Source organism: Pasteuria ramosa, assembly GCF_056496785.1.
In genome coordinates this window covers 1472790-1493890 of the sequence record NZ_CP143099.1, presented here as the reverse complement: position 1 = coordinate 1493890, position 21101 = coordinate 1472790, and the positions used below count along the sequence as shown (strand labels likewise).

Genomic DNA, 21101 nt, shown 5'->3' with positions numbered 1-21101 from the left:
TAGGGTTAATATAATTAGTGATGATTTTTTTGATTTTTATGTTTGGCGTATATCTTTATCATTTTATTATATATTTTTTTATTGAATTTTGAGTATGTTCGTGGTGTTATGTTTTATATTTTCAATAAACGATCTTTTAAAACTTTTGTTTTTTATAAAATATTGATGTTTAATTTCAAATAAGTATTTATTTTATTAAATTATTTTTTTGTTATTTATTATTATTATATAAATTAAATATTTATTAAATTAATATCTTTATGAAATGTCATGATTATTATTTTTGGGAGGGTAATCATGTTTTTATGGCTATTAATGTTTTTTATCTTTCCTCTTTTAATAATTGGTGTTTTGAAGTTAGATGAAAGATGTTTTTTGGAGAGAGCGACATTAGCTAATGGGTATGGTTTTTATCGATATAAGATGTTTTTTATTAATTTTAGTGTATGGTTAGTTTGGGTTTTATTATATATATTTTGGGATTTGCGTTATCATATTCAGGAAGTTCAGGAAGTTTTATATGTTATAGCTATTGCCTTAGTTATTAGTTTTTTCTTTTCCTGTCCATTTTTTGTGCATATAAGAAAGAAAATGATGCGTAAATTTGATTTGGATTTTAAGCGATATACGCATCATTTGGTATTGATTACTTTTATTAGTCAGTTATTTATATTTATTTTTACTAGGAAGTCAGATGTTTTATCTAAAATTTCGGAAAATTATCTTAGTAGTCCTTCGATTTGGGGTATGGTTCAAACAATGTTGTTTTGCATTTTCGTTATTTTAGCTTGTCTAGGTTTTTATTTATATCGTACACCTAGGCAAATTATGGAACGTTTAGGTTTGAATCGTGCTATTTCTTTTAAGATTATATTGCTTATTTTAGTTTTAGGAATTTCGTTATTTTTTTCAGAAACATATATACGTAATTTATTATTTGTTTTTAACAGTACGATGGATCAACCTATTACTTTAATTGATTCATCATATCAATTAACTTTTTGGGTTATTTTAGCACTTTGTATATTCCCTGTTATAGGAGAGGAATTATTTTTCAGAGGACTTTTGCAGCCTAAGCTAGGTATTGTGTGGACAAGTATTTGGTTTGCTATTATTCATATTCAATATGATATTTCCGGAGTTATAATTTTGTTTTTAAATTCCTTAATTTGGGGTTGGTTTGTTAAACGGTATGGTTTATGGGCATCTATTTTCTTTCATTTTATTCATAATATATTATCAAGTTCTTTTTATTATTTCTATGAATTTATCTAGCGACTTGTCCAGAAATATTAATATAGCCGATTAGTAATATTGTAATTTAAACACAAAAATAGCTATTATCATAGCTTTTTGTGCATTAAATTAGGTTTTTAAACACTATTTAACATGGGTTATTGGACAAGCTCTATAATTACTTACCTGGATTACTTTTATGAGCTTGTTCCTAAAACTTAAAATAATATATTTTCAAAATATTATTTTAAGTTTTGCCTAAACATAGTATAGATGATTAATTATCCTTTATCCTTTATTATTTATTAATTATTAATTATTATTTATTAATTATTATTTATTAATTATTATTTTGAAAATTTTTTAAAAAAAAGAAAATTTTAAAAACATAATACTAATTTATCTATGATTAATATTTTGGAATTTTTTTAAAGGACTTGTCCAAGAATGCTAATATATCCGATTATTGCAGATTATTGGTAGGGATTGTCAATTTTCAAATTTTATTAAAAAAGCTTAAAATAAACAATAAATCTGCCTTTTATATATTTTTTAAGATATATAAATACTAATTTTTTAATTATTTGAATATTAATAAAATATATCAAAATTCATATATTTTATTAATATTTTTAAGTTTATGCCAAAAAAAATAAGTTTATATAAAATAATTTTATCTCTTTCTAATATTTTTGAATTTAATATTGTAATATATCAACAAAAAATCACAATATTAATATAACATTGTGATTTTTTGTTGATATATACTACTATAAAATTTTATATTTAAAAGAGATGATTAAGCATATATTTATAAATCTAAACTTAAATACTTGAATATGTAATATTCCAAAATAGCAGCATTTGATGAAGGTAAATTCATGTATGCTATCAGTGTAGATAAAATCATCTTTGAAAAAATAGTTAATAGAGTTAGAAAAATAGATTTAAAGACCAAAATAAAGGGTGGAAGGCAAAATATACTCAACCCTGAAAATCAAGTATACTTATTTTTTCATAATTTTTTTCTTGGACTTACAAATAGAATAATTGCACAAATTTTTGGTATTAGTAAAAGCATGGTTAATAACATCATACAAAAGATACAAGTTATCGCCAAGAAAGTATTATCCAAAAGATATCCTGCAAATCAGAGCCCATATTTTTCATCTCTCATATTTGGTTTGTTTATATTCTATTGTACTTAATTGCGCATAGAAAGACCAACAAAAGATAATAAAAAATATGAATCCGGAAGAAAAAAGTATCCAAAAATGAAGTCTTTCCTTGCAATTTGTGCTGAAACAGCTTCTATTGTCTACACCAATTTTGCACCCGGGAGTGCACATGATTTTAAGCTTTTTAAAGATTCGTACATTCCATGGTTATCTGAATATGCCACTTTAATCTCTGATTTAGGCTTGCAGGGCTTACAAAAGCTATTTTTTTACCATATAAAAGAAGTAAGTTAAAGAATTTGACTCAGGAACAAAAGGAGTATAATCAAAAAATTTCTCGTAAAAGATCATTGGTAGAAAGAGTTATAGGTTGGTTAAAAATATTTAAGATTATTTCTAATATATATCTTAATAATCCTAAAAAATTTCCAGAACAATTTGATTTAATATGCGCAATGTTTAATTCTCACCTAGATTTAGGGAAATTCCAAGAAGTTAAAGAAGATAAAAAAGCAAGCTAAATAGCAAAATTAAAAATTCTGACAATTTACATATGTATTAGTTAGGTGCTTTTAATAGAATTTCATTGTTTATAAATACAAAAATGACAAATTAAACCTATTAATAAAATCCCTAAAACAAAAATCTTCGTTTTTTATATTTTAACACTATTTATGAAATTTAAACACAAAAATAGCAATTATCATAGCTTTTAGTGCCTTTGATTAGACACCTAAACTCCATTCACATTGATTCTTGGACAAGTCCAAAATATGAAATCTAGATAAAAATGAATTTATATTTTATTTTTTATAATCAAACGAAGCTTTTCTTATGTGTTAAAGAAAGCTTCGTTTTAACGTGAAAATGGATATTGATTAGGTGTCTGATTGTTATAATGTGTTGCATTGTTATAATGTGTTGGATTTCTTTTTTGTTGTTGTTGTTGTTGTTGTTGTTGTTGGGGTTGGTTATATGGTTGATTTGGGGGTGGATAATGAGGGGGATTAAAATTATTGGGTGGTGGAGATGGCTCGTTATTATTTGCTTCTAAATCTTCCATGCCGAATTCTTCGAAAATACGTTGACAAAGTGCTAATTCATAATTTATCATGCTGTCTTGGTTTTCTGATTTTAGCAATAAACTTTGATACTGTAGCAGTGCTTCTTCTATCAGATCTAGTTCCGCCTTTGTCAAATTGATAGTGATCTTCATTATGGTTCCTTACTCCTTTAACCATGCCGATCGATCTCACCATGACTTAATTATGCTTTCCCATTCTTATTTATAAAATAACATGATGATTAGTTTTAGATATTTATCAATATTTATAAATGTTTATTATTTCAATTTATCCATCAAATTTCGGAATAACAATATGGCTTTCTTATCATTTGCATCATCTACATATCTTGTTATTGCTGCTACAGCGTAACGTGGGTTATCTGTTGGCCCAAAACCAATAAACCATTTATGATACAGGTTGCGTTTATTTTTATCTGTTACTTGTGCTGTTCCTGTTTTACCACCTAATGGCCATTTAGCATTATATAACCATGGGGAAGCTGTGCCTTTGATAGCAGTATTACGCATCATATTTTGTAAGCCTTTTGTAGTTTCTGGTGCTAATTTTTTTGTTGTGTTGGACCAAATTTTTGGTATTTCAATGATATTTTTTCCTTGTTCATTGCGAATGGCTTGAATTAAACGAGGTAAGGGTGGATTTCCGTGATGATAAATTGTTGTTATGGCATGAGCTGCTTGTATGGGTGTAATTAGTACATCGTGTTGTCCTAAACCAGTTTGTGCTAATTCGCCTTTTGTATATTCCGTTAAGTTTCTTTTAAAAATGACACCTTGGTGTTCTTCGATGAACTGTTTTTTTATCTTATTGTTACCATATGATAATAATTTATTGCCAAAGCCTAATTTCTCGCTATAAGCTGCTAAACGTTTTGCGCCTAACTGAGCAGCTAGTTTACCAAAAACAATATTGCATGAATTTGCATATGATTCACTAAAACTATGTTCACCATGACCTTGTGTTTTATTTTTTTCTCTTAGACCTAGTTTAGCTAATGAACCTTTGCAATTTGATGTACTTTGAGGGTTTACTAATCCCTCTTCCATTCCTGCAGCAGCAACGACTGTTTTAAATATCGAACCCGGAGCTGCTTCCATCAAGGCACGATTACCTTGGGGTTCATCTTGCGGTTCTTTACTTGCTATAGCTAAGATATCACCGTTATTTATATCTTGTACAACTAAAGCGCCATCTTTGATGCTAAATTGATTTAACAAATTATCTGCGATTTCTTGGATTTCTTTATCTAATGTTACAACTAAATCGTAACCTGGTCCTAGAAGTGGATGCCAACTGCTTTTTGTAGGGTGACCATTCAATGGTTGTCCTTTAACATTGGTTTTGTACCAAAGAAGTTTTTCAGCTTGACCATTTAAAAATGGATCAAATGTTTTTTCAAGACCTGTATGAGCGACAATTTTTTTATGATTATGGAAACGTGCAATATTACCTATGATAGATGGTTGATCATTCGCAAGACGATTTTCAGCCCATACGAGTTGTATACCTGGGATTTTCAGGTTATTGATTTGTTGATGGATATGTATTGGTATTTTATATGAAGTATAAGTATTTTCTTTATAATTACTGTTGTTGTTTTTATTATTTTCATTTTTATTTTCTTTCTTTAGAAAAGTTGGTTTTCTAATTTGAGAAAGTTGTTCTATGAGTTCAACAAAAGGTATATTCAACGAATTAGCTAGTTGTGTAAATTTTTTATTGTATTGTTTAATATGTTTTTTTGTTTGTGGAAAAATTAATAAATAAGGATGTCGTTCGCCGACCATAATTTTGTTTTTGCGATCAACAATTTTACCGCGCCCGCTATCTAAACGGATAGCTTTTTTGTGTTGGTTGATTGTTTTTAAAGCCCATAAATGGTTTTTTTTTTGGTTTATCCATGAAAGTTGAATTAAAAGTGATAGAAATATTATGCAAATGATATATGATAATAATTTAATTCTTTGCTTGGATAACAAATAAATACCCCCTATGCCCATTTTTGGCACAGTGGGTACAGTTTATACGGTTTGGTATTTATTCGATTTTTTTGTAATATTAGAAATGTTTTAATATTTAGTGAGATAACTTATTACATTTATTATGGTAAAATATTTACAAATATCTTAAAGGGGGTTATGATTTGACACCTATGATGCAGCAGTACTTAAAAATAAAAAAAGAGCATACAGATGCTTTTGTGTTTTTTCGTTTAGGTGATTTTTATGAACTATTTTTTGAGGACGCGACAAAAGTTGCTTTACTTTTAGATTTAACCTTAACCACACGCGATGGTAAAGTACCTATGTGCGGAGTTCCTTTTCATGCTGTGAATGGTTATATCAAGAAATTAGTTCAGCTTGGGCATAAAGTGGCTATTTGTGAACAAATGACGCCTGCTAATAAGAAAACGTTGGTTCCGCGTGAGGTTGTTCGTGTAGTGACACCGGGCACATTTTTGGATGATGATTTATCATCTGATGTTGACCATTGTTTTCTCATTGGACTGGCTTATCAAAAAACAACGAAAGATAAATCATCAGATAGCCAGTGGGCCTTTGCTGCTGTTGATCTTTCAACGGGTGAGGGTCATATTGGTATGTTTACGGGTTCTTATCAACTTTTATGGGAAGAACTTACTTGTTATCAACCGCGTGAATTAGTAGGATATGCTTTGCCTGAACTTTTGCAAAAAAAGATACCTTCTTTTATACCTTATACAGAAGTTGATATACAACCTTTGTGTGAGCTACCTTCGATGATGACGGATATTTTACCCTTACAGAAACAGGCTTTACAATGTCTTTATAATTATATTTTTAAGACACAGCGTCAAATATTACCTCATCTGAAAAATTTCAAGCAAAAAGACCATAAACGATATTTGATGATGGATTCATTAGCACAGCATCATTTATCTCTAATTAAGAATCCTAAAGATCATCGTAAACAAGGTTCTCTTTGGCATATTTTAGATCATACAGTGACATCAATGGGTAGCAGGTTATTAAGGGGTTGGTTACAACAGCCGCTTAGAGACATATCTGCTATTTTAGCAAGACAGGATGCTATATCATATTTTTTACAAAAGCCGCTTTTGTTAGATGATCTACGGCAGCTATTAAAGGGCGTTTATGATATTGAACGCTTGGTTGCTCGTCTCGCTTATGAACGAGCTAATGCGCGTGATTTACTCTGGTTAGCTAAGTCGATGATGCAAGTGCCTCATTTACAAGCTTTATTAACTGATTGTCCCGCTTTTGTTTTAACAGACACAACTTCTTGTTTTAAAGCTGCGGAAGATATTTTAGCTGCTATCTGTGATACACCATCTTTGACGTTGCAAGAAGGTTTAATCTTTCGTGACAGTTATAATGAAATACTATTTAAATTAAGGACCGAGGAAGCTGATGGTCGGAAATGGATCCAAGAACTTGAAAAAAGAGAACGTGATTTAACAGGTATCCGTTCTTTGAAAGTCGGTTACAATCGGATTTTTGGCTATTATATTGAGGTTACAAAAACACATTTAGCTAGTGTGCCGAAAGATCGCTACAAGAGGAAACAAACATTGGCTAATGTAGAGCGTTTTTCAACGGATGAACTTCAGCAAAAAGAACGTTCGATTATTGAAGCTCAGCAAACAGCTATCCGTTATGAGCATGAACAATTTATCTTGTTTCGACAAAAACAATTAGCTCATATAGATCATTTCCAACGTTTAGCTAAATGGATAGCTAAAGTTGATTGTTTACAAGCGTTAGCTAGTTTGGCCCAAAAAGAAGCATATGTTAAACCATCATTGATATCATCACAAACAAGTGTTGACTTACATATTACTGAAGGTCGCCATCCGATTTTAAGTTCTTATGAAGAGGCTAATTTTATCTCTAATGATACTGATTTTAATGATAAAAAAAATATCATGCTTATAACAGGGCCTAATATGGCGGGTAAAAGTACATATATGCGTCAAGTTGCTTTACTAGTTATCATGGCACAAATCGGTAGTTTCGTGCCTGCGGCTAGCATGAAGCTAGCTTTGGTTGATCAGATCTTTGCACGTATTGGGGCTGCAGATGATTTATTACGAGGTCAAAGTACATTTATGGTTGAGATGAGCGAAACAAATGTTGCTTTACGTCAAGCAACAAAACATAGCCTTATTTTGTTAGATGAAATTGGACGCGGGACAGCTACTTACGATGGGATGGCTTTGGCTAAAGCAATTCTTGAATATTTGCATTATGAAGTTAAGGCTAAAGTTCTTTTTTCAACCCATTATCATGAACTAGCACTTGATCCATTGCCTCATCTTTTATTATTGAAAGCAAATTGTATCCAAAAAGAGAACAAAGTGGTTTTTTTGTATAAAATGATCGAAGGTGTTGCTGATCGTAGCTATGGCTTACAAGTAGCCGCACAAGCTGGATTGCCAGATAAGGTTTTAGAGCGTGCGCAAGTTATTTTAGATGAATTAGAGCAGCGTAAGACGCATGTTTCTTTAGCAAAAGAAAAGTTAAACAAAGAGACAGCTAAAGAACAAAACAAAGAGACAGTTAAAGAACAAAACAAAGATAAGGGAGAAATTCCAATAGAAGTAATTTTATTATTTAAAGAAATATCTGGTTGGGATTATTTAAAACAATCTCCTGTTTTAACTTTAGCAGAAGTTGAAAAATGGCAAATGAAGGTTAAGCGTTTCTTGTTGGGTTAATTTATTTGAAAGGATGTTTTTAATGGGTTTTATTCGTATTTTATCCGAAGAAGTAGCGATGAAAATAGCTGCGGGTGAAATCGTGGAGAGACCAGCAGCTATTTTAAAGGAGCTTGTGGAAAATGCGATTGATGCTGGTGCAAGCAAGATTACAATTTCATTGGTTGAGGGAGGTATTTCTGCCATTACAGTTATTGATAATGGTAAGGGTATGGATGATGAAGATGCTCATTTAGCTTTTGTTAGGCATGCGACTAGTAAGATTAGAACAGAGGATGATTTGGAGCATCATATGGAGCTAGGTTTTAGAGGGGAAGCTTTAGCTAGTATTGCTGCGGTAGCAAATGTTACTTTAGTTACGCGTCAGGAGCATGAACAATCTGGTCGTTCTTATCGTGTTTTTCATGGAAAACCCTCAGCAGCAGAAATTGTTCCTTTTACACAAGGTTTAAAGATTAAAATAACGAAATTGTTTCATAATACGCCAGCGCGTTTAAAACATTTAGGTACAATAGCAACAGAACTAGGACATAGTATTTATATGATTCAAAAACTGGCATTAGCTAAACCTAATATGCGTATTACCCTTAAACAGGATGGTCGTCAGTTATTAAGCACGCCAGGAGATGGTGAACTTTTGCATGTTTTTCATGCTATTTTTGGGCATAAAGTAGCGAAAGATATGGTACCTTTTACTTTTAAGACGCCTGAAATCGTTATAAATGGCTTACTATCATTACCTGCTTTAACCCGAGCAAATCGGCGTCATATGTTTTTAATCATCAATGGACGTATTGTTCGTTCAGCCGCTATCCTTAATACTATTTTACGTAGTTATGGCACTTTATTACCAAAAAACAGATACCCGATGGTTGTATTAGCTTTAAAAATTAATCCACAATTAATTGATGTGAATATTCATCCAACAAAAGAAATTGTGAAAATCCAAAATGAACAAGCTTTATGTAAAGAGCTTTTTGTAGCTATACAAGAAAATTTAATCGGTAAGCAATTAATTCCTAAACTAGATTTGTTCCAGATAGCACAAACAAAAAATAATCAAGAACTAGGTGAGGATCTAAAGTCTAAAACAAGCCAAGCTTATTATTCACAAAATAATCAAGAACTAGGTGAGGATCTAAAGTCTAAAACAAGCCAAGCTTATTATTCACAAAATAATCAAGAACTAGGTGAAGATCTAAAGGCTAAAAAAAGCCAAAATTATTATTTGTTTAATCAGTCAAATGCACAAAAGACAAATATGCGTGAAGGTAAACCTCATAGTTTAGCTCAGACAATTTATGATGGATCAAATTTAGCTAAAGCATCTTATGGTTTTAAAGAAGAAAAGATGAATATGGTACCTAATATAGCTTCGCGGAAACTTTGGCCCCAGCTACAGATTATTGGGCAAGTACATGCTACATATATTGTTGCTCAAGCTGAAGATGGCTTATATTTGATTGATCAACACGCGGCACATGAACGTGTTAATTATGAGCGTTTTTGCAAGTCATTAGCAGATTCTGTACATAAACAGCAAACCTTATTATTACCGATTAAGGTTGAGCTTACGCGTTCTGAAATTTGTACCCTAGAACCAATGTTTGATCAATTGCAGTCTGTTGGGATTAATATTACTTTATTTGGTGAGTGTACAATTTTAGTACGTTCTTATCCTGCTGTATGGAAAGAAAGCGATGCGATGGCGATTTTGCCTGATTGGTTGCGTGATATAGCTTCGAAAGGAGTAGTAAATAAGGATATGTGGTTGATTGATTTATCAAGTCGTTTTGCATGTAAAGCTTCAATTAAGGCTTCTTCCAAATTATCATCGGAGGAATTAACATCTTTAGTTTCTCAATGGACAGGTTGTGATCAACCAGCGACATGTCCTCACGGACGACCTGTAGTGGTAAAGATTTCTACAGATGAATTAGCGAAAATGTTTAGGCGTGGCCAATGAAGATATTAGTTACGACATCGATTATGGCACAAAATGATATTTGTGCAAAAGCTAAGCGATTGGCTCATAAGTATAACTTTATTTACCAAGATCGTCTAAGGAAAGCTATCCCGAAACTTTTAGCTGAGAATTCACATGAAGTTGCTTTAGTTTGTAAAGCGAATGGACAAGTTTTCACCAATTTACTGGCAAAAACCATTTTTTTTCATCCTGGTAGTGCGATGTTGCGTTTAAAAAATCTCAATAAAGGGGGATCAGATCCTTTTTTAAATTTGTTAAATTTAAAACCTGGTGAAACCTTTTTAGATACAACAATGGGCTTAGGATCTGATGCGATTGTTGCATCTTATCTGGTAGGGGATACTGGTTATGTTGAAGGATGGGAGAGTCAATGGCCAGTATTTATTTTAGCGACGGAAGGTTTTAAGCATTATGAAACCGGTTACAATGAGCTTGTTTTAGCTATGCAAAAGATTAAAACACGCCATATGGATTATACAAAGCAGCTAAAAACCTTAAAAGAAAAGTCATTTGATGTTGTTTATTTTGACCCTATGTTTAAAAATACAGTTATAAAGTCATCCTCTATGCAAAGCTTGCGTTATTTTGCTAACTTTGCCCCATTTACGTTAGAAGCTATGGAAATGGCTAAAAGAGTTGCCAAACGCGCCATTATGCTTAAAGCATCACCTTGCTTTCCTTTTGAGCAATTTTGTTTTTCCGCCATTCATCGTGCAAGAAAGCATTCTTATGGTGTTTTTTTTCATGATGGTTGATCTAAAATTGCGAATTTAGGATAAATACATGTATTATAAATTAATTTTGATATAAAAACATCATCAATCATTATTTTTGCAACTTTTATAGCAATAAAAGTTGCAATTCTATTATATGAATATGAATTATGCTTATGTCAATTATAATAATTTTTAATTTTACATTTATTAATCTTTTATTATTTTTTAATTAGATATAATTTTATTTTACATTTATATCTCGATAAAACAAGGGGGTTATGTTATATATAAATTAAATTTTTTACAAGATCAAAATAAAAGTATTTTTATTTTTCGTTTGTTTTATTATTTAACTTGTGGTTTTTTTATTCTTTTACCTTTACTGCTTAGTTTTGTGACAGATATAGCTTTTGGTCCAAAAATATTTATTGAGAATTTTCTGAATATAAAATTTATATTGTCAACAGTTGTAATCTTATGTTGCTTATGTTTATTTTTAGGTTTGTATAATAATAAAACAAAAGATGATTTTTTATCAAAAGATAATGTTAGAAAAAAATTTTGAAAAAATTTATGGATTTAATTATTCATCTGTAACTAAAGAGTACTGGATAAATCTTGTTTTAGATTTTAAAAATAGATATAAATATGCTTACGAAAACAAAAACATAACACAAGGGTTTTTTTCTTTTTTTATCTTTTTAGCTTATTTATTTTACTTGGTACTTCTGTTCTAGTATTTTTAATTTATGATTCATTATTTATATCTGTTGGTATTTTTATATGGTTTTTGGTTATTAAAATTCAGAAAATATATGAAAATAAAATTTTGGGGGATTGTTTTAAATTTAATCATTATTTTATAAATAAGATGTTATGTTTTGCGTTTTTATTCTATGGAATTATTGTTCCTTGTATTTATAGTTCATATTTTGATCTACCTTCTCGGATAAATCAAATTTCATTTATTTCTTTAAATTTATCATCATATTTTTGGATGATAATTACGATTACAAACTATTTTTTTATATCGAGGATTCCTTCATTAGTTTTTGGTTTAAAAAAATAAATTTAATAATGAGCTGGTTCAAAAATTCATGTTAAATAGGGTTTAAAAATTCAATTTAATGCATTTTAAACTATTATAATGTCTATTTTTGTGTTTTAATTACATTATTACTAATCTTCTATATTACTAATCTTCTATATTATTTTTTTGGCAAGTTCAATATTTTTTCTTAAATAATAGAATAAAAATACGTAAATTGAATTTTAAAAATTAGAATAGACATAACTTTCTTTTCTATGTAAGATATAAGTATTAACCTGATCAGAGCAGAAAAAGGGATATTTATGACGAATAATTTACTTGAGCCTGTTCAAAAAACCATGTAAATAAACGCAAAGGAATGTAAATAAGTTGTAAGAAACTAGTCGAATGTACGGGAAGTTATGATAATGCTGTACATGCCGGAAAATGCAGTAAAAAATTGTAAATTAGATTTTAAGAAGGAAAACAGGTATAAAAATAGACATACCTTTCTCCTCTTTGTAAGATATAAGTAGCAAAAATAAACCACGCGGAGGAGAAAAGTATGTCTAGTACAAATAATTTACCACAAAAAGAGGGTTTAAGCAAATGTTTTAAAGAATGTAAGCTATAAATCTATTTTGCCAAGCCTTCTTTAAATAATATTACACATATAGTAGGTGAAATATTATACGATGGGTTTTAAAGGTACATTGACAGATATTCATCGTGAAAGCTTGCATAATCGGGATATAAGAAGCATTGGTGATATGCTTTCACCTGGTAAATGGGATGAAGGATTTTTAAAAACAATAGTTAGTCAAGTTTTTTATGATTAAATCCAGACGCAAGCTAAGAAAAATGACCAACTAATCTTTTTTATAATTTACGATACTGTCTGTAGAAAAACAGAGCTCTCGTCACGGGCTGTTAATTCTATAGAAGGAGCTATTTGTCATTATTCTTTATTAGATAAAAAACAAGTTTATGGTCATGCTGTTGTTCAATCGATGCTGCGTACTGGTTATTCGATATATCCATTCGCTACAGAAAGATATGTTCCTAAAAAACAAAATAAAACATAAAATAAAATAATAAACTTAATATAGCAGATAATATAATTAAACAATTACCGGAATTAGGTCAAAAAGGTTGTTATATTATTGCTGGATTCAAAACCAATCGCTTTTTTTATCCATAAGGAATTAAGCAATATATAACTGAATTTTCTGCCTATATCAAAAAGTCAGATACTGATGTTGTAATCATCAAAAATGGCCGTTATATGATATATCGTTATGAGAGAAAGCTTAATAAAATTGATAATGCTGTTCTTCTTCTTTCCCTAGAATATGGTCACGGTTTTGATCCTGCTAAAATGGGAGTTTTTATTAGCACAGATATAACGTTGATTAATGAACAAAGATGGTCAATTGAAACTTATTTTAGAACAGTAAAAGTTAATCTATCCCTTGATAGATATCAAGTTAGATCCACAAAGTCCTTGGATCGTTACTTTTCTTTGATATTGTTTGTTTCAATTTTATGCATATATATAGGTGAAGTAAATCTGCTTAATGGTCTAAATATATATAGAAAAGAAAATAAACGCTGTTTTATTAAATATATATATGAACAAACTCAAGAAGGTGTTTCTCTTAGCCAAATTCAAAAACAACTAAGAGTTGTATAGGAAAACTGCGCCTAAAATTAATTTGCAATTTTTTACTGCATTTTCCGGCATGTACAGTTACGATATTGTTTTTAGTCAAATAAACTATTTTTGGTTTTTTTAACTTTTTATATATTTTTAATCTTATACAAATGTGTTTACTATTTTTTGATATAATATTTTTCATGCAACATTTTTATAGAGAATTTTTTTTTATATTTAATTTACAATCTTTGAGCTTGTCCAATAACCCATGTTAAATAGTGTTTAAGAATCTAATTTAATGCAAAAAAAGCTATGATAATGGCTATTTTTGTGTTTAAATTACACCATTATTAACCGGCTATATTAATATTTCTTTACAAGCCCGTTATGTATGTAAAGTTTTATTTATTTTTGGTTGTTATATTATTATTTTTTCATGTTGTTATATTATTATTTTATTTTTGTATTTTGTTATTTATTGTACTTATTTTTGGATGCTAGATAAAGGAGGCATCATGAAACTCGTTGTTATAGCTGGAGAAACAGGTGTTGGTAAAACAAATATTGCAATTAAATTGGCTAAGTTGTTAAATGGTGAGATTGTTTCTGCTGATGCTTTTCAAGTATATAGGGGTTTTTCTGTGGGTACGGCTAAGCCGACGTTTATGGAACAGGACAAGGTATGTCATCATTTATTAGATGTTTGTGATCCATGGCATACGTTTTCTCTGTCTCATTATTATAGGTTGGCTGTGGAGACTATTGCTGATATTCATAGGCGGGGTAAGATACCTTTTTTGGTTGGTGGGACAGGATTGTATGTAGCTACTTTGCTTCAAGGGTTTACGGCATCAAGTGTTCCGCCTTGTAAGTTGTTTCGTGCAGCGTGTGATCGTTTTGTGACACGTTTTGGGCGGCATGCTTTGTATGATGTTTTATGTAAGCGGTTACCTGATACGAAGATTCATCCTCATAATACACAAAGGGTTATTAGGGCGCTTGAAGTATCTTTGATGTCTGCTCATAGAGAGCCGTTGCATGTGCAGAAAAGTATTAATTTTGATGCACTTGTTTTTTGGCTTAAGTTACCGCCTGATGTTTTGGTGCAATATTTGCAAGATCGTTTGTATAAAATGGTGCAAGAGGGTTGGTTAAATGAAGTTCGTTGGTTAAAATCTTTAGGTGCTAATGATTCTTGGCATGCTATGCAAGCGATTGGTTATCGAGATTGGTTTTTATATCTTGAAGGAAAGTGTAGTTTTTCGCAAACGATGGACAATATTTGGTCTTCTACAAAGTTGTTGGCAAAGAAACAGCGTACTTGGTGGCGTCGTTGGCCTAATATGGTGCAAGTTGATTTATTAGAGCCTGATTATTTAGTAAAATTATTAGTTGATATTGAAGGTGCTTTTTCTTTACCTGTGAGGACTTGATCGAGTATGATTTAAATTGATATTCTAAGTTTAGATCATTTTTGTTGGTTTTGTTTATTTTTTGTTTTTTAATGTTTTTATTTTTTAGTTTTCTTTATTTTAGATTTTTTTATTTTTGATTATTTATGATTTCCCATAACCGTTATTATACTATGAAGAGGTTGTGGTTTTTTGCTAACGTTGAATCTCGTTTGCGTAGGAAGTATAATGATGGGTATAAAATGGCGTTTGATGGTTAGGTAAAAATGAGATACCATGCCAAATTACCTTAGTTTGTGTTTTGTTTTGTTTGTGAAATAGTAAACTTGGCGTAAAAGTTGTATGTGATGTTTTAAGTCCATCTTTTGCGTTGGCGAGAGCCAGGAGGTAAACCATTTTGAAACCATCCATCAATATTCAGGACACGTTTCTTAACAAGATTCGCAAAAGCAAGGTTCAGGTTATTATCCATTTAATCAATGGTTTTCAATTGAGGGGTTTTGTTAAAGGTTTTGATAACTTTACGATTATGATTTCCAATGAAGATGGTAGTAAGCAACAGATGATTTATAAACATGCTGTTTCGACTTTCACCCCTCTTTCACCTGTTTCTCTTTCTGACGATAGTATGAGTTAAATTTTATAAATTATCCATTATGGAATTTTTTTGAAGGAGGGCTAAGCGTTTTATGCGTGGTTCATGTGAGAGCGGTTACTCTTCCTCGACTTTGTTCGGTTCTTTATTTAGGGCAGAAGAAAAAATAAGCGAAGTAAAGCAGCTTATAGAAAAACATGTACAACGTCAACAGGCCCGTTTTTTGGCCTGTTTTCGGCGTCATAATGTAACTGAGAGCTGTTTAAATGGATCGACTGGTTATGGATACAACGATCAGGGAAGAGAAATTTTAGAGGGTATTTTTGCTCATTTAATGGGTACGCAAGCTGCTTTGGTTCGTCCGCATTTTGTTTCAGGTACGCATGCGATTGCTACCTGTTTATATGCTTCACTACGTCCAGGGGATGAATTGATTTATGCTACAGGTACCCCTTATGATACATTGTTACCTGTTTTAGGTACTAAGGCTTTTGATCCTTCTTTAGGATCGTTAGCTTCTTTAGGTGTTAAAGTACATTTTGTGCCCCTTACAGATAATGGTTCAATTGATCGAGATGGTGTTTTAAAACATTTAAATAATAAGACGCGTGTCATTGCTTTTCAACGTTCATGTGGCTATGATCCATTACGACCTTCCTTGCATACATATACATTACGGCACGCTATGCATTGTTTCCGGCCATATCTTCATCCTGACGGTCTTTTTTTTGTCGATAACTGTTACGGTGAATTTGTTGAATCACTTGAGCCGACGCATTTACAAGGTGCGGACCTAATGGCTGGTTCGTTGATTAAAAATCCTGGTGGTGGTTTAGCTAAGAGTGGCGGTTATGTGGTTGGACGCGCTGATCTTGTTAACAGAGTTTCGCAACGTTTAACAGCACCTGGGTTGGGATCTGGGGTAGGTGCTACATGGGGTTGGTTGCGTGATGTTTATCAAGGGTTATTTTTGGCACCGATGATGATTGGTGAAGCGCTTAAAGGTGCTGTATTAGCTGCTGCTTTTTTGGATGAACTAGGTTATGATGTGTATCCTCATTGGCGTGATAAGCGTGCTGATATTGTACAAAAGTTATACCTTGGATCGAAAGAAAAGTTAATTGCATTTTGTCATGGCATACAAAAAAGTTCACCTATTGATGCCCATTTTATGCCTGAACCTGCACCAATGCCAGGATATTGTGATAAAATTATTATGGCTGGAGGTACTTTTATCCAGGGATCAAGTTTAGAATTGTCAGCAGATGCTCCTTTAAGGCCTCCCTATACACTTTATTTCCAAGGAGGTTTAAGTTACGCACATACCAAATGGGCACTTTTGGAAGCTATGAAAAATGTAAAAATAGGGTAGATATAAGTCAGCTATAATCAGTTTCCCTTTAGGATAAATATTAGTTATAAAATGATTTTAGGAGGGATGACCATATGATGATAGGTGATACTTCTAATATACTTGGCTGGTCTTTTGTTATTATATGTTTTATACTAGCTTATCTAGGATTGGTTTTGCCTGTTTTACCTGATGTTCCCTTAATTTTAGTTGGTTTTTTAATATATCGTTTTATGATAAATGAAGTTGATATACCTTGGTATTTTTGGACAGCTGCTGTTATTATATGTTTTTTTTCTTTTATTATCGATTGGCTGGCGAGTGGTTGGGCAGTGAAGGTCTCTGGTGGTTCAAAATATGCTATTTGGGCAAGTTTAATTGGTTTTTTGATTTTTACCCCATTATTAGGTTTTGTCGGACCATTAGCAATCATAGCAGGCCCATTTTTAGCAGTTGCTGCTTTAGAATTTTTTTATCATAGGCAAAGTATTGATGCAGCACTGCGTATTGCAACTGGTACTATAGTAGGTTTATTAGCAAGTACGGTTATTAAGATTTTTATTATGACAGCATTTCTTATTTGGTTTTTTATTATGATATACATATGATATGATGTATTATCTATTATCTTATATAAAAAAAGACCTATTATAATTATAATGCTGGTCTTTTTTTATATTAAATATTTTATTAATATATTTTTTTAAAATTATTTATATTTAATATATCGATTTGGTAGTATAGACTTTTGGAATCAACGTTTTCTATTTAATTTAATCTAATCACAAAAATATATTTATTATAAATTTTTGTGATTAGAGATTTATTATATTTGATTAGAATGTTTTTATAAATTTATCTATATTTTTTAGATATTGGACTTTTTTATAAATTTTAATGCATTGTGTATTTAAGATTAATAAAGTGTCTTAAAATATTTTATTATCACTACATTTATTTATATTTTATCATAAATGTTAAAAAAATTTTAAAAAAATGTTAAAATATAAATAAACATGGTTTAATCAGGGGACTAAGTTTTACTTGTTTTCCCTTTATGTTTTATTTAATTGTTTAGATTTAAATAATTACTAAAATTATATCGATTGCACCTAGCTGATTTCTTATGTAAATTGTCTGGATTTTTTAATTCCTTTTTTGGATTTTATATAGATTTTTTGAATTTATCTAAAGATAAATGATGATTGCTTAGATTAGATCAAATTACTTCGAGAAATTTTTAAGTTTATTAAGATATCTATTAGCAATTAGCTTGAATATTTTTAGCCATTCTATAACTCTTTCGATTAAGGATCTTTCTTGGGATAAAATATGGTTATACTCTTTTTCTTATTGGCTTAAAACCTTTTATTTACTGTTTTGATACGGTATGATTGCATTGATTTAGGCCTTTAAAACCTAAATCACCTTCAACGTTTCGTTTTCTGATAATGGTATATGTGATTTTTTGTAAAGATTAAAATCATGTACACTACCAGGAGTGTAATTTTTAAAATAAATCTTGGCAGTTCTAGAGCAAAGTAAAAGTAAGGAGTTCTTATTTTTTTGTTTTTTAATAAATAGGGTTTGTAATTTACTTTAGGATGTCGAATGCATATTTCTTCTGTACCATCTATAATTAATCTACAATATGTTAATCTAGTTAGATGTTTTTTCATATTTTTAGGATTTTCTTTATTGAGTACTTTTATTGCAACAGCTAGTACCTTTTTTATAGTTTTATTAACAGTACTGCTAGTAACATCAAAAGTTTGTGCAATACTTATATAAGTGCTATCAAAGAAAAAATTATGAAAAAACAATAATACTTGATTTTCTGGGTCGAGTATGTTTGGTCTGCCACCTTTTTTATTGTTTTTCAAAGTCATATTTTCTCACACTCTCTACTATGAGCTTGTCCAATAACCCATGTTAAGTAGAATTAAATATTTGAAAAAATACATAAATTGGTCTATAAACTATAATAATGATTAATTATTAGTTTTAAATTTATTAATAGTTTTAAAATATTTAAAAAATAAGCATTTTAATTATCTTTTGCCAAGCTATAAAATATAATTAAGTTATATTTCTATAAGATGAAATTGGATATCATAAAAATTATTATTACGATATTTTTGGTTTTGCAAGCTTAACTTTTTATCTTCTTTAACTTTTTTGAATTCCTCTAAAGATATGGGGCATTTAACATAGTGCATAACCCAGAGGAGTTTGTTTTTAAAAATCAAAAATTATGTCCTTATTTTTTTCGAGTTCAGGATTTTTTATAAATTTATCTCAAGATTGCGCAATTCCTATTAGATCACTTTCGCGCAGCGACTTTGTATCAATCTTCTCTTCACCAACTTATGATGATAAAATTTATAAAAAATACTAATTATTTTATTTAACAATATAAAGTGATGGTTTATTGCATATGAGGGGTGTTAAAATATCGTGATTTTAGCCTTACAAGCGGGAGCTATTTCTATATCGGTTTTATTATTGCAACATTACCGTAAGCTTGGTCTTAATGATAAGGAGTTAATTTTTTTGTTGCAATTAAAGTTATTACAAGAACAAAGTTATGGACCACCTTCGCTTGAGGTTTTAGCGGCTAATATGCAGCGGGGGATAGATGAAATACAGTATATGTTAATAGAGATGTTTAAGGGAGGTTTTTTGCAGAAACATGAGCATATATCAGGGGTATATGATTTTTTGCCTTTATGGGAGAAAATATCTACGATGATTTCTTTACAAAAAAACCAGGCACAAAAGTCACCTGATAGTATTTTTCGTTCTATGGAAAGAACTTTTGGACGAGCTTTGTCGCCATTAGAGTTAGAGATTGTAAGTAATTGGTTGAGTATATATACGGAGGATATGATATTTGCTGCTTTACGAGAGGCAATTTTTTGCGATCGTCCGCATGTGCGATATATAGATCGTATTTTACATACATGGAAAAAAAGGCATGTTAAGACACCTGAAGAAGCAGAGCTTTTTTCAGAACAATATCGTCGGAAAGATAGACCTGATCTCCCTAAAGATGGATTAATGATGCATAATTGGTTAAAATCGTCAGAATAATTTCTGTACTTTTCAAAGTTTTAAATATCTTATATTTTAATATTTTACATAAAAAATAGACATTCTTTGACCCGTGGTTTAAAATACAAATTTTATTAACAAAAAACAAGAGTATAATAAAGAATGTCTATTAATTTTAGGGGACTGGTCCAAAAATATTAATATAGCCAGTTATTAATGTTGTATTATAGCTATTAGCATAGCTTTTTGGGTATTAAATTAGGTTTTTAAACACTCTTTAATATGGGTTATTGGACAAGCTCTAGTTTAATAAATAAATCATATTTGGCCAAATTTTGTCGTAAATTGGAGTTAAGATCTTAACTTTCTTCACTGGTTTTTAATCATCTTTTACATCTTATAGCATGTATTTTTTTATAAATTTTATAATGATGATTAGATGGGGTGATTTTTATTTATTTTACTCAAGAGTATTTTTTGATTTTTTTTATTTTGTTATCTTATATAGGTTTATTTGTGTCTTTTATTCCGGCTTTACCTTTGTTATTATCAACTTTTTTTGTTTATAGTTTTTTTCTTGATGCTCCAACTAAATTGCCATGGTATTTTTGGTTAGCATTTGCTATTTTTTGTATCATTTTTTGGTTAATGGATAAAAAATTAATTAGTTGGGGTAATGATATTTCAAATGGCGCTACAGTTCCTCTTTGGACTTTGGTAGTAGGTATTTTGTTTGTAACACCATTATTCTTTTTTCTTGGACCCTTATCTATTATCGCAGGTCCTATAGCTGTTGGTTTTTCTTTTGCATTTTTTCATAAAAAGTATAGTGCTGATAAATCATTACGGATGGCTCTAGGTTCATTTATTGGTTTGTTTACAAATTTAATTTTTAAATTTTTTATTATGATAGCATTTACAGTTTTTTTCTGGCTATATTTTGATATTTAAAATTAGTTTTTAATTTATAATATTATTATCAGTTTTTAATTATTTTTATATGATTATTTTTATATGATTATTTTTATATCTTTAAAAAATAACCTTTTGATAAGGTTATTTTTTTATGTATTTAATTATTAT

General features: G+C 30.1%; 18 protein-coding genes. 15 read left to right on the top strand and 3 right to left on the bottom strand.

The annotated features are described in order from the left end of the window. Positions 1–297: 297 nt before the first annotated feature. The 4 genes from VS182_RS06330 (at position 298) to VS182_RS06315 (ending at position 2935) form a co-directional block, all read left to right on the top strand. Positions 298–1275, top strand: a complete 978-nt coding sequence (locus tag VS182_RS06330) for a CPBP family intramembrane glutamic endopeptidase (protein ID WP_479484317.1) — start codon at positions 298–300, stop codon at positions 1273–1275. An 842-nt stretch (positions 1276–2117) separates the two neighbouring features. Beyond that, complete coding sequence (locus VS182_RS06325) at positions 2118–2444, top strand: transposase family protein (RefSeq protein WP_479488613.1); 327 nt, start codon at positions 2118–2120, stop codon at positions 2442–2444. Then, positions 2445–2708: a hypothetical protein gene (locus VS182_RS06320; protein ID WP_479492503.1), complete on the top strand. Its 264-nt coding sequence runs from the start codon at positions 2445–2447 to the stop codon at positions 2706–2708. A gap of 5 nt (positions 2709–2713) precedes the next feature. After that, complete coding sequence (locus VS182_RS06315; RefSeq protein WP_479484315.1) at positions 2714–2935, top strand: transposase family protein; 222 nt, start codon at positions 2714–2716, stop codon at positions 2933–2935. A 335-nt stretch (positions 2936–3270) separates the two neighbouring features. Here VS182_RS06315 and VS182_RS06310 read toward each other — a convergent pair whose 3' ends face one another. After that, positions 3271–3630: a hypothetical protein gene (locus tag VS182_RS06310; protein WP_479492502.1), complete on the bottom strand. Its 360-nt coding sequence runs from the start codon at positions 3628–3630 to the stop codon at positions 3271–3273. 126 nt (positions 3631–3756) lie between these two features. Next, positions 3757–5478, bottom strand: a complete 1722-nt coding sequence (locus VS182_RS06305; protein ID WP_479484313.1) for a peptidoglycan D,D-transpeptidase FtsI family protein — start codon at positions 5476–5478, stop codon at positions 3757–3759. A gap of 173 nt (positions 5479–5651) precedes the next feature. Between VS182_RS06305 and mutS the strand changes: the two genes are divergently transcribed. The 9 genes from mutS (at position 5652) to VS182_RS06260 (ending at position 17572) form a co-directional block, all read left to right on the top strand. Further along, the gene (mutS, locus tag VS182_RS06300; protein ID WP_479492793.1) at positions 5652–8216 is read left to right on the top strand and encodes a DNA mismatch repair protein MutS; all 2565 of its coding nucleotides are present in this window, start codon (positions 5652–5654) and stop codon (positions 8214–8216) included. Positions 8217–8238: 22 nt separating this feature from the next. After that, positions 8239–10182: a DNA mismatch repair endonuclease MutL gene (gene mutL / locus VS182_RS06295; RefSeq protein WP_479492501.1), complete on the top strand. Its 1944-nt coding sequence runs from the start codon at positions 8239–8241 to the stop codon at positions 10180–10182. Continuing rightward, the gene (locus tag VS182_RS06290) at positions 10179–10958 is read left to right on the top strand and encodes a class I SAM-dependent methyltransferase (RefSeq protein WP_479484311.1); all 780 of its coding nucleotides are present in this window, start codon (positions 10179–10181) and stop codon (positions 10956–10958) included. Before mutL ends, VS182_RS06290 begins: the two co-directional genes overlap by 4 nt. Before the next feature lie 1686 nt (positions 10959–12644). Continuing rightward, positions 12645–12788: a hypothetical protein gene (locus VS182_RS06285; RefSeq protein ID WP_479484310.1), complete on the top strand. Its 144-nt coding sequence runs from the start codon at positions 12645–12647 to the stop codon at positions 12786–12788. A 446-nt stretch (positions 12789–13234) separates the two neighbouring features. Next, complete coding sequence (locus tag VS182_RS06280; protein ID WP_479484309.1) at positions 13235–13642, top strand: hypothetical protein; 408 nt, start codon at positions 13235–13237, stop codon at positions 13640–13642. A gap of 479 nt (positions 13643–14121) precedes the next feature. Further along, complete coding sequence (gene miaA / locus VS182_RS06275) at positions 14122–15039, top strand: tRNA (adenosine(37)-N6)-dimethylallyltransferase MiaA (RefSeq protein ID WP_479484308.1); 918 nt, start codon at positions 14122–14124, stop codon at positions 15037–15039. Between the two features lie 376 nt (positions 15040–15415). Further along, positions 15416–15655, top strand: a complete 240-nt coding sequence (gene hfq, locus VS182_RS06270) for an RNA chaperone Hfq (protein ID WP_479484307.1) — start codon at positions 15416–15418, stop codon at positions 15653–15655. 52 nt (positions 15656–15707) lie between these two features. Continuing rightward, positions 15708–16985 carry a methionine gamma-lyase family protein gene (locus VS182_RS06265; RefSeq protein WP_479492500.1) on the top strand — a complete coding sequence of 426 codons (1278 nt, stop codon included), beginning with the start codon at positions 15708–15710 and terminating at the stop codon, positions 16983–16985. A gap of 74 nt (positions 16986–17059) precedes the next feature. Beyond that, complete coding sequence (locus VS182_RS06260; protein ID WP_479484305.1) at positions 17060–17572, top strand: DUF456 domain-containing protein; 513 nt, start codon at positions 17060–17062, stop codon at positions 17570–17572. Positions 17573–18394: 822 nt separating this feature from the next. Here the strand turns inward: VS182_RS06260 and VS182_RS06255 are convergent. After that, positions 18395–18847, bottom strand: coding sequence for a hypothetical protein (locus tag VS182_RS06255; protein WP_479492499.1), 453 nt, complete (start codon positions 18845–18847; stop codon positions 18395–18397). 574 nt (positions 18848–19421) lie between these two features. Here VS182_RS06255 and VS182_RS06250 point away from each other — a divergent pair. Both VS182_RS06250 and VS182_RS06245 read left to right on the top strand, forming a co-directional pair. Further along, complete coding sequence (locus VS182_RS06250) at positions 19422–20057, top strand: DnaD domain-containing protein (RefSeq protein ID WP_479484303.1); 636 nt, start codon at positions 19422–19424, stop codon at positions 20055–20057. Between the two features lie 477 nt (positions 20058–20534). Then, positions 20535–20969: a DUF456 domain-containing protein gene (locus VS182_RS06245; RefSeq protein ID WP_479484302.1), complete on the top strand. Its 435-nt coding sequence runs from the start codon at positions 20535–20537 to the stop codon at positions 20967–20969. Positions 20970–21101 lie beyond the last annotated feature (132 nt).

Excerpts from the sequence above, each read along its gene's own strand:
- VS182_RS06330 (WP_479484317.1), top strand. The coding sequence starts at position 298 with ATGTTTTTATGGCTATTAATGTTTTTTATCTTTCCTCTTTTAATAATT.
- VS182_RS06325 (WP_479488613.1), top strand. The coding sequence starts at position 2,118 with ATGTATGCTATCAGTGTAGATAAAATCATCTTTGAAAAAATAGTTAAT.
- VS182_RS06310 (WP_479492502.1), bottom strand. The coding sequence starts at position 3,630 with ATGAAGATCACTATCAATTTGACAAAGGCGGAACTAGATCTGATAGAA.
- mutS (WP_479492793.1), top strand. The coding sequence starts at position 5,652 with ATGATGCAGCAGTACTTAAAAATAAAAAAAGAGCATACAGATGCTTTT.
- mutL (WP_479492501.1), top strand. The coding sequence starts at position 8,239 with ATGGGTTTTATTCGTATTTTATCCGAAGAAGTAGCGATGAAAATAGCT.
- VS182_RS06290 (WP_479484311.1), top strand. The coding sequence starts at position 10,179 with ATGAAGATATTAGTTACGACATCGATTATGGCACAAAATGATATTTGT.
- VS182_RS06285 (WP_479484310.1), top strand. The coding sequence starts at position 12,645 with ATGGGTTTTAAAGGTACATTGACAGATATTCATCGTGAAAGCTTGCAT.
- VS182_RS06280 (WP_479484309.1), top strand. The coding sequence starts at position 13,235 with ATGATATATCGTTATGAGAGAAAGCTTAATAAAATTGATAATGCTGTT.
- miaA (WP_479484308.1), top strand. The coding sequence starts at position 14,122 with ATGAAACTCGTTGTTATAGCTGGAGAAACAGGTGTTGGTAAAACAAAT.
- VS182_RS06265 (WP_479492500.1), top strand. The coding sequence starts at position 15,708 with ATGCGTGGTTCATGTGAGAGCGGTTACTCTTCCTCGACTTTGTTCGGT.
- VS182_RS06260 (WP_479484305.1), top strand. The coding sequence starts at position 17,060 with ATGATGATAGGTGATACTTCTAATATACTTGGCTGGTCTTTTGTTATT.